Genomic DNA, 11,778 nt, shown 5'->3' on the forward strand with positions numbered 1-11,778 from the left:
TTCTAAGATCGTGTGCGCTGTTCGCACACTTTTGTGGTTCGCCTGTGTAAGAATCTGGAACCAGGTTCTAAATTGTCGGAACTCATCCTCCCGACAATAATCACAAGAGGACCGACCATGACTTCGCCCCTTCGCATCGCCCTGATCGGTGCCGGCAACATGGGCCAGCAGCATTACCGGCATCTGCAAAACCTGACACAAGCGACGTTGTGTGCGGTGGCCGATCCCGGCCCACAAGCGGCAGGCCTCGCGGGCGAATGGGGCGTGGGGTATTTCGCTGATCACCGTCAGATGCTGGAGCAGGTGAAGCCAGACGCGGTCATCGTCGCCAACCCGAACACACTCCACGTCAGCACTGCGCTCGATTGCCTCGCCGCCGGCGTGCCGGTGCTGCTGGAAAAACCGGTCGGTGTGCATTTGGATGAAGCACGCGAACTGGTGGCTGCATCGAAAGCCACCGGTGTTCCCGTGCTGGTCGGGCATCATCGCCGGCACAATCCGTTGATCGTCCGCGCCCATGAACTGGTGCAGGGTGGCGCTTTGGGGCAACTGACGACGGTGACGGCGCTCTGGCAGCTGCGCAAACCCGACAGCTATTTCGAAACGCCGTGGCGCCGCGAGCCTGGTGCAGGAATGTTGCTGACCAACCTGATTCATGACCTCGATCTGCTGCGCCATCTGTGTGGCGAAGTGCGTCAGGTGCAGGCGATCACCAGCAATGCGGTGCGCAGGTTTGCCAACGAAGATTGCGCGGCGGTGCTGCTGCAATTCGACAGCGGCGCACTGGGCAGCCTGACCGGTTCCGATGCGGTGGCGGCGCCCTGGAGTTGGGAGCTGGATTCCGGGGAGAACCCGGTCTATCCGCGCCAGGCCGATCAGCCCTGTTACTTGCTGGCCGGGACGGGCGGTGCATTGAGCATTCCGCAGCTCAAGCGCTGGCACTACGCCGACGTCGATGGCGGATGGCATCAACCGTTGCTGGCGGAACAGGAGAGCTTCAGCGCCGATGAAGCGTTGCGTTTGCAGTTGCAGCATTTCGTGCGCGTGGCGCGTCGGGAAGTCGAACCATTGGTGAGCGCTGCCAATGCTGCGCGCACCCTGGCGCTGGTTGAGGCGATTCGCGAAGCCGCCGAAACCGGTCGTGCCTGCACCCCAATGTTGATCGAGGAATGAGCATGAGTGAGCGGATCTTTTCCCTGGCCAGCCTGACTGTGCTGGAGTTGTCTCCGTCGGAGATGGTCGAAGTCGCAGCACGGGCCGGATACAGCCATGTCGGACTACGCCTTGAACCGGCGACAGCCGAAGAACATCACTTTGCGCTGGTAGCCGATGTCGGTTTACGGCGTGAGACGCTGGCGCGGCTGCGCGATACCGGCATTCGTGTGCTGGATGTTGAAATCCTGCGTCTTAAACCGCAAACCGTCGTCGCCGACTTCGAGAAGATGCTGGCGGTCGGAGCGGAGTTTGGTGCCAGTGAGTTGCTGGTGGCCGGTAACGATTCTGACGAACAACGACTCACTGAGAACTTCGCCCGGCTGTGTGATCTGGCGGCACCTTACGGGCTGCATCCGCACCTGGAGTTCATGCCGTGGACCGATGCACGCAATCTCGAACAAGCGGTGCGTATCGTCGAAAACGCTGACCGTGAAAACGGTGCGGTGTTGGTGGACGCGTTCCATTTCGACCGATCGGGTTCGCGGCTGGAAGATCTGGCCAACGTTGCCCCGTCACGGTTACGGTATGCACAGCTATGCGATGTTGCGGGGCCACGGCCAACAGACATGGCGGAGATTTTGCGTCAGGCGCGTAACGAACGGCGTTTTCCGGGCGAAGGCGATTGTGATCTGGCGGGGTTGTTGCAGTGTTTGCCGGCCGATATTCCGTTAAGCCTGGAGATTCCCACCGTGAAGTTGCTGGAGCAGGGCGTGAGCGGGCTGCAGCGGGCGCAGATGGCGTTGGATAAGACCCGGGAATTGTTGGCGCGCCTTTGAACCTGTGGCGAGGGAGCTTGTCGGACCGCCGCACCGTCCCGTTTGGCCGCGAAGCGGTCGTCAACGACCCTTTATATGAAGTGACGGAACACCTTTGCTGATTTGGGGACTGCTGCGCAGTCCAGCGGGAGCAAGCTCCCTCGCCACATTCTGATTTGATTCCAGAGGCCTTGCATGACCATCAGCACACCGCTCTCCGGCGTAAACCAACCCTTCAAAGGGATTCTGCTGATCGTCGTCGCGACCTTCCTGTTTTCCAGTCACGACGCTTTGTCGAAGTATCTCTCGGGGTTCTATCCGATCGTCATGGTGGTCTGGGCCCGCTATGTGATTCACACCCTGCTGATGGCCGGGATTTTCCTGCCGCAATCCGGGCTGCGAGTCCTGCGCACCAAACGGCCGTTGCTGCAGTTGCTGAGGGCGTTGTGCCTGTTGGGCACCAGTTTGTTTTTCACCACCGGTTTGCAGTACATCCCGTTGGCCGAAGCCACGGCGGTCAACTTTCTCGCACCGGTTCTGGTCACCGCGCTGTCGGTGCCACTGCTGCGTGAGCGGGTCACCCGTGGCCAATGGATCGCGGTGATTTGCGGATTTGTCGGCGTATTGATCATCGTCCACCCCGGCGGTGATCTGTTCACGCCAGCGGTCTTGCTGCCGCTCTGTTCGGCGCTGTTTTTCTGCTTCTATCAATTGCTCACCCGCAAGCTCAGTGAAATCGACAGCCCGACCACCAGTAACTTCTTTGCCGGCCTGTGCAACACCCTGGTGATGAGTGCGTTGGTGCCGTTTTTCTGGAAAGTGCCAAGCCTTGGGCATGGATTGATGATGGTTGCACTAGGCGCCTGCGGGATGACGGCGCACCTGTTTCTGACCCAGGCGTTCCGCCACGCCGCCCCCGCGTTGCTGGCGCCGTTCGGCTATTGCCAGATTGTCTTTGCCGGTTTGCTGGGCTGGTTGCTGTTTTCTCACACGCCGACCCTGACCACGGTGGTCGGGATCGCAGTGATTTGCTGCAGCGGGTTGGCGGCGGCGTGGCAACAAAGCCGCCGCTGAGGCCGGTCAAAACCTGAAACGCACCACCAGGTTTTGCAAGCCGGCCGCCAGTCGCGATAATTCCTGGCTGGTGGCGCTGGTCCGGGTTGCGGCATCGGCGCTTTCCAGCGACAGGTCGCGGATGTTCAGCAGATTACGATCCACCTCACGGGCCACCTGCGCCTGTTCTTCCGAGGCACTGGCAATCACCAGATTACGCTCATGGATCTGCTCCATCGCCCGGGTGATTTCTGCCAGCGCCAGCCCAGCCTGTTCAGCAATCGACAAAGTTTCGGCGACACGCTGACTGTTGTCGTGCATCGACATCACCACACCGTCGGTCTCGCCCTGAACCCGGCCAATCATCTGTTCGATCTCCCGGGTTGATTGCTGAGTGCGATGCGCCAGCGCCCGAACCTCATCGGCCACTACCGCGAAACCACGCCCGGCTTCCCCGGCCCGTGCGGCCTCGATGGCGGCATTGAGCGCGAGCAGGTTGGTTTGTTCGGCGATGGCGCGGATCACATCCAGCACCTTGCCGATTTCCCGGGACTGCTCGGCCAGGGTCTGGACCTGTTGCAGTGCGATGCCCGCATTGCTGCTCATCGCCTGAATCGAGTCCAGGGTTTCAATCACCCGCGCCTGGCCCTGGTTGGCTTGTTGCGTTGACTGGCGAGTGCTGTCGGAAGTCGACACCGCGTTGCGCGCCACTTCTTCCACCGCGACGGTCATTTCGTTGACGGCCGTGGCGGCCTGCTCGATTTCATTGTGTTGCTGTTGCAGCCGACTGGAATCCTGCTGAGTGCTCTGATTCATCTGCAGGGCGGCGGCTGCCAGTTGCGTCGACGTGCCGCTGATCAGTTGCAGGGTTTCCCGCAGGCTGGTCTGCATGGCTGACAGGGCCTTGAGCAAGCGTGCGGTTTCATCGGCGCCGTGGCTGCGGATCGGTTGACTCAGATCACCGGCGGCCACTTGCTCGGCCACTTCGACCGCCTGGCGGATCGGCATGACGATGCTGCGAATCAACAGCCAGGCCAGGCACAGGGTCAGGAGCGCGACCGCGATCAGCGCACCGATCACGGTGATTTTTACCTGGTTGTAGAGCGAGTCGGCCTGGTTGGCCGAGAGGCTGACTTCGTTGGCGGAAAGCGCCATCAATTCGGCGAACTGGTCACCGGTCTGGGTCGAGTAGTCCTGGATTTTGCCATTGAGCAACGCGGTCATTTCTTCGCTGCGGTTGTCTCGCGACAGCGCTTCGTATTGCGCCAGCGCCTGGCGGTAGCTGGTGACGGTGGCGACGAACTTTTCGTACGGCCCCCGGTTGTAATCACTGACCAGCGGGGTGAATTTTTCCAGCGTCTCTGTAAGCCACCCCTGCACTTGATGCAGGCGTGTGACGGTGGCGTCGAGCACTTTTGGATCGCGGTTGAGCGCCATGCGCAAGCTGAGTACGCGAATGCTCAGGATGTAGTCGCGTATTTCACCCAGGTGGCGAATGCTGGGCAGGGAGATGTTTTCAGTGTGCTGGCCGGTGGCGCGAACCTGCGCGACCTGTTTGAGGGCGAACAGTCCCTGCAACAGGACCAGCAGGGCGATGACGCCGAAGCTGATCACGGCACGCTTGGCGATGTTCAAGTTACCTGGCGACATGGTGTGCCTCTGTGGCGTTGAGAAAAAAAGGGAAATGGATAAACCGCGCACATAAAAAAACGCAGGCCCGGGATCAGGCCTGCGTTTGCGGTGTATCAATCTTTTAAGGTCGGAATCTTGCGCGGTGCCATGAAGTACAGCCAGGTCAGCGCAATGAAGTACATCGCCGGAATGATGGTGAACAACACGGTGTAGTTGTTGTTGGTGATGGTCAGAATGTGGCCGACCAACTGGGTCATGAACATCCCGCCGATGGCTGCGCACATGCCGCCGAAGCCGAACACCGTACTCATCATGTGTTTAGGCGTGTAGTCCATCACCAGGCTCCAGATATTCGCGGTCCAGGCCTGGTGAGCGCCGATGGCCAGGGAGATGGCGAACACCGCGAGCCACAGACTGCTCGAACCTGCGGCCATGACCACGCCGATGATGCAGCAGGCGAACAGGAACATGGACATCAGTCGCGCCTTGATCGGGTTGATCCCGCGACCGATCAGGAACGAAGACAGGATCCCGCCGCCGACGCTGCCGAAGTCAGCCGTGAGGTAGATGATGATCAGCGGGATACCCATCTGGGTCACGTTGATCCCCAGGTTGTATTGCTGATTGAGGAACGGCGGCAGCCAGTACAGGTAGAACCAGAACACCGGCGCGGTGATCGAGTAGGCCAGGGCGAAGGCCCAAGTGCCACGCATGCGCAGAATTTTCGAGAACGGTACGCGGGATTGTTCCGGTTCGACTTCCTTCTGGATGTAGTCCAGTTCCGATTGTTTGACGTTCGGGTGGTCTTCCGGGTTGAAGTACTTCAGACCCCAGAACAGCAACCAGATGCCGCCCAGTGCCGACATGCACAGGAACGCGGCTTGCCAGCCCCAGGCGTGAAGGATCAGTGGCAGCAGCATCGGAGTGAACATCGCGCCGACGTTGGTCCCGGCGTTGAAAATACCGGTGGCCACGGCGCGCTCGCCAGCAGGGAACCACAACCGGGTGGTTTTCACGCAGGCCGGGTAGTTGGCGGCTTCAGTCAGACCAAGAATGAACCGGCAGACCATAAAGCCCGCCGCCGAAGTGGCCAGGCCATGAGCGCCGGTGGCCAGGCTCCAGAGCAGTACCGCGAAGAAGAACACGCGCTTCACGCCAACCCGGTCGATCAACCGGCCTTGCAGCACGAAACCGACGGCGTAGCCGACCTGAAACCAGAAGTTGATGTTGGCGTAGTCCATCGCCGTCCAGCTCATTTCCTTGGCCAGGATCGGCTGCATCACGCCCAGGGCGGCGCGGTCGATGTAGTTCAGGGTGGTGGCGAAAAATACCAGCGCCAGCATTCCCCAACGGGTTTTGCCGACGGCCATGGCGCCGCGGATTTTGTCGCCGATGCCGCCAGTGGCGACGCTTTGGGCCGAAGCCACGCGAGAGCTTTGAGAAGGAAACATGTGTGCCATCCGTTCAATGACTGACAAGCGAGGCTTGTCGGGACTTCAAGGGCGCGTGATCAATCGATGGCGACGGGCGCGGGTGGGATTGATCGGCTGAGGTGTTTTCGTCAGGTGACGACAACGTTTTATTCAGCGAGCGGCACGGTTCGGCCGAGGGGGGCGCAAGCTTCGGATGGATGCCAGGCGAGGTGCGAGGGCGGTGGAGCAAGCAAACAAGGCGTTGAATGAGCGCATGAGCGTGTACCCGTTTTTTGAAATTTTTATGTGGTGTTCAGGGTCTTTGGTAACCGAGTCCATGGGTCGTGACCGGACTCAATGTGTAGTCGATGTTGCGCAGTGGACGAAAAATCGTCAATTCGCCAACCGCCATTGTGTTCGATAATCGCCCGCAAAACTAACTGGGTAGTACACTTTGAATTGCTGTGTGGATTCGTCAAGCCAATAATTTACCCAACAAGAATGTCCCCACCACTGGGAGTCGACACATGCAGCGTTCCATTGCCACCGTTTCCTTGAGCGGTACCCTGCCGGAAAAACTCGAAGCCATCGCCGCCGCCGGTTTTGACGGGGTGGAAATTTTCGAAAACGACCTTCTCTACTACGACGGCAGCCCTCGGGAAATCAGGCAGATGTGCGCCGATCTCGGAATCGCCATCACACTGTTTCAACCCTTCCGGGATTTCGAAGGTTGCCGCCGCGATCGCCTGCCGCGCAATCTGGAACGGGCCGAGCGCAAGTTCGATTTGATGCAGGAACTGGGCACCGACCTGGTGCTGGTGTGCAGCAACGCCTCGGCCGACTCCATCGGTGATGAGCAGATCCTGGTCGATGACTTGCGCCTGCTCGCCGAACGGGCCGGCGCTCGTGGTTTGCGGATCGGCTACGAAGCGCTGGCGTGGGGTCGACACGTGAACACGTATCAGCAGGTGTGGAACATCGTGCGCCAGGCCGATCATCCGAACCTCGGCGTGTTGCTGGACAGTTTTCATACGCTGTCGCTCAAGGGCGATCCGAGCGCCATCGCCGAGATTCCTGGTGACAAAATCTTCTTCGTGCAAATGGCCGACGCGCCGATCCTGGCCATGGACGTGCTGGAGTGGAGCCGACATTTCCGTTGCTTCCCGGGCCAGGGCGAATTCGATCTGCCGGGCTTTCTCGCGCCGATCATCAAGAGTGGCTACACCGGCCCGCTGTCGCTGGAGATCTTCAACGACGGCTTCCGTGCCGCACCGCCACGGGCCAACGCCGCCGACGGTTTGCGTTCGTTGCTGTACCTGGAAGAGAAAACCCGGCAGCGTCTGGAGCAGGAATCTACGCCAACGGCCAATCGCGACATTCTGTTCGACACCCCAAGCGCCAGCGAATACAACGGCATCGAGTTTCTTGAGTTCGCCGTGGACGAAAGCCTCGGCGCCAAGCTGACCCATTGGCTGGAGCGGCTGGGTTTCGTCAAGGCCGGGCAGCACCGTTCCAAGAGTGTCAGCCTGTTGCGTCAGGGCGATATCAACCTGATCCTCAACTCCGAGCCCTATTCTTTCGCTCACAGTTTTTTCGAGTCCCATGGTCCGTCGCTGTGTGCCACCGCCGTTCGGGTCAAGGACAGCGCCAGTGCGTTGGCACGTGCCGTGGCTTATAAAGGCCAGCCGTATCGCGGGCTGGTGGGCCCCAATGAACTGGAACTCGCTGCCGTGCGAGCGCCTGATGGCAGCCTGATTTACCTGGTGGACCAGGATGCTGACGTCTACGGCACTGACTTCAATCTGCAACCGACGGCTGCGGCCCACGGAGGCCTCAAGCGCATCGACCACATGGCTATGGCGTTGCCCGCCGACAGCCTCGACAGTTGGGTGCTGTTTTATAAAAGCCTGCTGGATTTTGAAGCTGATGATGAAGTGGTGTTGCCCGACCCGTACGGTTTGGTGAAGAGCCGCGCCTTGCGCAGTCGTTGCAGTTCGATCCGCCTGCCGCTGAACATTTCCGAGAACCGCAACACCGCGATCTCACACGCACTGTCGAGTTATCGCGGTTCCGGCGTGCATCACATCGCTTTCGATTGTTACGACATTTTTGCCGAAGTCAGCCGCGCCAAGGCGGCGGGTGTGCCACTTCTGGATATCCCGCTCAACTACTATGACGACCTCGCCGCACGCTTCGATTTCGACGACGAATTCCTCAGCGAACTGGCGTATTTCAACGTGCTCTACGACCGCGATGCTCAGGGTGGCGAGCTGTTTCACGTGTACACCGAGCCGTTCGAAGGGCGGTTCTTCTTTGAGATCATCCAGCGCAAAAATGGCTACGCGGGTTACGGCGCTGCCAACGTCGCGGTACGACTGGCAGCCATGGCCAAATCCCGAAGTGGTGGCGTACGTCAGGCAAAGTTGTAGGAAAATCGTAAACACGGGTACAAAACCGCTGCCGCACGGCTTCCTTCACTGTGCGCAGCGGCCCATAATCGCCAGGGTGTGCAGTGATGGCCGTGAGCCCGCAATGACAATAATTTCAGAACTCTCCGTAGTGCCCGACGCACCCATTGTCGAGCCTCGCAAGAGCCGCAAGAACAACCCGGAAAAGACCCGCGAGAACATCCTTCAAGAGGCCATTGTCGAGTTCGTTCAGCAGGGGCTTTCCGGTGCCCGCGTCGATGCGATCGCCGAGCGCATCCATACCTCCAAACGCATGATCTATTACTACTTCGGCAGTAAGGAACAGCTCTACGTCGAGGTGCTGGAGAAACTCTACGGGGATATTCGCAGCACCGAAAACCGTTTGCACCTGGCCGAGCTAGCGCCGGTGGAGGCGATTCGGCGGTTGGTGGAGTTCACCTTCGATCACCATGATCGCAACGTCGATTTCGTGCGTATCGTCTGCATCGAGAACATTCACAACGCTGAGTACGTGAAGCGTTCCGATGCGATCAAGGCGATGAACAACACCATCCTCGATTCACTGGGCGAGATTTTGCGGCGCGGGGTCGCAGAGGGTGTATTCCGCGCCGGCCTTGATCCGCTGGATGTGCATCTGCTGATCAGTTCATTTTGCTTTTATCGCGTGTCGAACCGTCATACTTTCGGTGAGATTTTTCAGATCGACTTGCCGGACGAAAGCATCAAGCAGCGTCATCGGGCGATGATCTGCGAGTCGGTTTTGCGGTATCTGCAGGCCTGAACTGTGGCGAGGGGGCTTGTCGGAACGCCGTATCGCCCCGTTGGGCTGCGAAGCAGCCCTCAAATCGTTTCCTCAACCATTCATGCTCTGAAAATGCGCCAGCATTCGCTGAGCATCCGGCACCACCCCGCTGAACAGTTCAAACGCTTTCACCGCTTGAAACACCGCCATGTTGCCGCCATCCAGGGTTCGGCAACCCAACGCGCGAGCATTGCGCAACAGTTCGGTTTCCAGCGGAAAGTAAACGATCTCCGCAACCCACAACTGCGCCCGAAGCAGCTCCACCGGCACTGGCATGCCCGGCAGCTTTTTCATGCCCATCGGCGTGGTGTTCACCAGTCCGTCGGCCTCGGCCAGGGTACTCGCCAAGTCATGGCCGGCAACGGCCCGGCCGAAGCCAAAATGCTGGTTGAGGTTGTTCGCCAACGCCTGGGCGCGGCTGTTATCCACATCAAAAATGCTCAGCAGTTGTACGCCTTCGCTCAATAGCGCGTGGGCCACCGCCGCGCCCGCGCCACCGGCGCCCATTTGCACCACACGCTCACGGGCAACGTCCTGCAGACCGCGACGAAAACCTTCGGCAAAACCCAGGCAATCGGTGTTGTGGCCGATGCGTTTACCGTCCTTCAGCACCACCGTATTCACCGCGCCAATGCCGCGGGCCTCCGGCGACAATTCGTCTAGCAACGGGATGATGGTCTGCTTGCACGGGAAGGTGATATTCAGCCCGGTGAAATTCATCCGTTCGGCCGCCATCAGCAGGTCGGGCAGGGCGCCGCTGTCGAGTTTCAACTGATCCAGATCGATCAACCGATACAGGTAACGCAAACCCTGCGCATCGCCTTCGTGCTCGTGCAGCGCCGGGGTGCGGGAAGCCTGAATGCCGGCACCGATCAGCCCGGCCAGTACCACAGTGTTCTGTGTCATGACGCTTAACCTTTCAAACGTTGGCTGAAATGCTCCAGCGCCAAACGATAGCCGTGGCTGCCGAAACCGCACATCACTGCCGTGGCGATGGACGAGACAAAGGAGTGATGCCGGAAGGGTTCGCGGGCATGGACGTTGGACAGGTGCACTTCGATCACCGGCAGTTCGCTGGCGACCAGGGCATCGCGAATGGCGACCGAGGTGTGAGTCCAGGCGGCCGGGTTGATGACGATCCCGGCGCAACGGCCACGGGCAGCGTGAATCCAGTCGAGTAATTCGCCTTCATGGTTGGTCTGGCGAAACTCCACCGTCAGGCCGAACTCTTCGGCGGCGCGACCGCACAGCGCGGAAATGTCCGCCAGGGTTTCGTGACCATAAGTCGCCGGTTCACGGGTGCCCAGCAGGTTCAGGTTCGGGCCATTGAGCACCAGAACGATAGGGGACATCGGGTTTCTCCACTTATTGTTTTTGGCATTGGCCGAGGGTTTCAGCCTGTGGAGATAAATTGTACTAACTGGTTAATAAGGTCAATTGAAGAGGCGTCGAGGCTGGATTATTTGTGCGGTGATCGGACGGTCATGCATTGATGCGTGGCAGACGCTCAACCAGAAAGTCGATAAACACTCTTAGCCGCAACGGCACATGACGGCTTTGTGGATAGAGCAGGGTGAAGGGGCGGGAGCGTCCACCATAGGGCTTGAGCACTTCCACCAACGAGCCATCCGCCAGCTCGTTTTCGACGATGAAGCGATAAGTTTGAAACAACCCGGCACCGTGTTTCGCCAACGTCACACCGCCCAATACATCGTCGGAGCAACAGTAGTTGCCCTCGGCCAGAATCTCCCGCGGTGCGCCATTTTCATTGAACAACCAGGCAATGCGTCGGCCGCTGCTGGGCAGTTCGAACTGGATGCATTCGTGCTGCGCCAAATCATCCAGGGTCTGCGGGATGCCAGCGCGCTTCAGATAATCAGGGCTGGCAATCATCACCAGCGCGGCGTCCTCCAGCGGTCGGGCAATGAGCCCGGAGTCGGGAATGGCGCGCACACGGATTGCCATGTCATAGCCTTCGCCGACGAAATCGATGTTGCGATTGCTGATGTGCGCCTCGACTTTCACGGCGGGAAAGCGCGCCCGAAATGCCGGCAGCAAGGGCAGGATTCGATGATGGGCGTAGGTAGTGGGAATGCTGATACGTAAGGTGCCGGAGGGTTCTTGCTGCTGCCCCATCACCTCGCGCTGGGCCTCGACCAGTTGCGCCAGAGCCAGGCGACACTCCTTGAAATAGCGCCGACCGCTGTCGGTCAGCTTGACGCTGCGGGTGGTCCGCGCGAACAACCGCACACCCAGACGTTCTTCCATACGCGACACCGAGCGGCTGACGGCTGCCGGGGTTACGCCCGCCACCAGTGCGGCGGCAGTAAAGCTACCGGCTTCGGCGGCCAGGCAAAACAATTCGATGCTGCCTAATTGAAGATCGTCGAAATGTCGCTGCATGATTGATTACACCAAGAATCAAATGGGATGCCTGAGGTGGTATTTATCAAATGCAGACGTACAAATACAGGGTTCGT

The 11,778-nt window shown here is 59.5% G+C and carries 10 protein-coding genes; 5 read left to right on the forward strand and 5 right to left on the reverse strand.

The features are described 5' to 3' along the window. Positions 1–117: 117 nt before the first annotated feature. The 3 genes from ACZ9BB_RS27885 to ACZ9BB_RS27895 all read left to right on the forward strand — a co-directional run bounded on the left by ACZ9BB_RS27885 (position 118) and on the right by ACZ9BB_RS27895 (position 3,044). Entirely contained in the window at positions 118–1,173 is a 1,056-nt protein-coding gene (locus tag ACZ9BB_RS27885) for a Gfo/Idh/MocA family protein (RefSeq protein ID WP_476217952.1), read from the forward strand. A gap of 2 nt (positions 1,174–1,175) precedes the next feature. Then, positions 1,176–1,991, forward strand: coding sequence for a sugar phosphate isomerase/epimerase family protein (locus tag ACZ9BB_RS27890; RefSeq protein WP_476217954.1), 816 nt, complete (start codon positions 1,176–1,178; stop codon positions 1,989–1,991). A gap of 174 nt (positions 1,992–2,165) precedes the next feature. Next, positions 2,166–3,044, forward strand: coding sequence for a DMT family transporter (locus ACZ9BB_RS27895; protein ID WP_476217955.1), 879 nt, complete (start codon positions 2,166–2,168; stop codon positions 3,042–3,044). A gap of 6 nt (positions 3,045–3,050) precedes the next feature. On the opposite strand, the gene ACZ9BB_RS27900 is transcribed toward ACZ9BB_RS27895, so the two are convergent. Together ACZ9BB_RS27900 and ACZ9BB_RS27905 are read right to left on the reverse strand one after the other, a co-directional pair. Continuing rightward, a complete protein-coding gene (locus ACZ9BB_RS27900; RefSeq protein ID WP_476217956.1) occupies positions 3,051–4,673 on the reverse strand; it encodes a methyl-accepting chemotaxis protein in 1,623 nt (540 codons plus the stop codon). Between the two features lie 95 nt (positions 4,674–4,768). Then, on the reverse strand, positions 4,769–6,106 hold the full coding sequence (locus tag ACZ9BB_RS27905; protein WP_476217958.1) for an MFS transporter: 1,338 nt from the start codon (positions 6,104–6,106) through the stop codon (positions 4,769–4,771). A gap of 488 nt (positions 6,107–6,594) precedes the next feature. Here ACZ9BB_RS27905 and quiC point away from each other — a divergent pair, with 488 nt between their 5' ends. Together quiC and ACZ9BB_RS27915 are read left to right on the forward strand one after the other, a co-directional pair. Next, positions 6,595–8,496 (forward strand): 3-dehydroshikimate dehydratase QuiC, encoded by a 1,902-nt coding sequence (gene quiC, locus ACZ9BB_RS27910; protein WP_476217960.1) that lies wholly within the window; start codon positions 6,595–6,597, stop codon positions 8,494–8,496. Positions 8,497–8,599: 103 nt separating this feature from the next. Continuing rightward, the gene (locus tag ACZ9BB_RS27915; RefSeq protein ID WP_476217962.1) at positions 8,600–9,277 is read left to right on the forward strand and encodes a TetR/AcrR family transcriptional regulator; all 678 of its coding nucleotides are present in this window, start codon (positions 8,600–8,602) and stop codon (positions 9,275–9,277) included. Between the two features lie 72 nt (positions 9,278–9,349). Here ACZ9BB_RS27915 and ACZ9BB_RS27920 read toward each other — a convergent pair whose 3' ends face one another. The 3 genes from ACZ9BB_RS27920 to ACZ9BB_RS27930 form a co-directional block, all read right to left on the reverse strand. Continuing rightward, the gene (locus ACZ9BB_RS27920; protein WP_476217964.1) at positions 9,350–10,204 is read right to left on the reverse strand and encodes a shikimate dehydrogenase; all 855 of its coding nucleotides are present in this window, start codon (positions 10,202–10,204) and stop codon (positions 9,350–9,352) included. Positions 10,205–10,209: 5 nt separating this feature from the next. Then, entirely contained in the window at positions 10,210–10,650 is a 441-nt protein-coding gene (gene aroQ, locus ACZ9BB_RS27925) for a type II 3-dehydroquinate dehydratase (protein WP_476217966.1), read from the reverse strand. A 130-nt stretch (positions 10,651–10,780) separates the two neighbouring features. Continuing rightward, a complete protein-coding gene (locus ACZ9BB_RS27930) occupies positions 10,781–11,701 on the reverse strand; it encodes a LysR family transcriptional regulator (RefSeq protein WP_476217968.1) in 921 nt (306 codons plus the stop codon). Between the last annotated feature and the right edge of the window lie 77 nt (positions 11,702–11,778).

It is taken from the genome of Pseudomonas sp. TE3552 (assembly GCF_056278945.1).

Bases quoted from the DNA above. Each gene is read 5' to 3' on its own strand.
- ACZ9BB_RS27885 (WP_476217952.1), top strand. From the start codon at position 118: ATGACTTCGCCCCTTCGCATCGCCCTGATCGGTGCCGGCAACATGGGC.
- ACZ9BB_RS27890 (WP_476217954.1), top strand. From the start codon at position 1,176: ATGAGTGAGCGGATCTTTTCCCTGGCCAGCCTGACTGTGCTGGAGTTG.
- ACZ9BB_RS27895 (WP_476217955.1), top strand. From the start codon at position 2,166: ATGACCATCAGCACACCGCTCTCCGGCGTAAACCAACCCTTCAAAGGG.
- ACZ9BB_RS27900 (WP_476217956.1), bottom strand. From the start codon at position 4,673: ATGTCGCCAGGTAACTTGAACATCGCCAAGCGTGCCGTGATCAGCTTC.
- ACZ9BB_RS27905 (WP_476217958.1), bottom strand. From the start codon at position 6,106: ATGTTTCCTTCTCAAAGCTCTCGCGTGGCTTCGGCCCAAAGCGTCGCC.
- quiC (WP_476217960.1), top strand. From the start codon at position 6,595: ATGCAGCGTTCCATTGCCACCGTTTCCTTGAGCGGTACCCTGCCGGAA.
- ACZ9BB_RS27915 (WP_476217962.1), top strand. From the start codon at position 8,600: ATGACAATAATTTCAGAACTCTCCGTAGTGCCCGACGCACCCATTGTC.
- ACZ9BB_RS27920 (WP_476217964.1), bottom strand. From the start codon at position 10,204: ATGACACAGAACACTGTGGTACTGGCCGGGCTGATCGGTGCCGGCATT.
- aroQ (WP_476217966.1), bottom strand. From the start codon at position 10,650: ATGTCCCCTATCGTTCTGGTGCTCAATGGCCCGAACCTGAACCTGCTG.
- ACZ9BB_RS27930 (WP_476217968.1), bottom strand. From the start codon at position 11,701: ATGCAGCGACATTTCGACGATCTTCAATTAGGCAGCATCGAATTGTTT.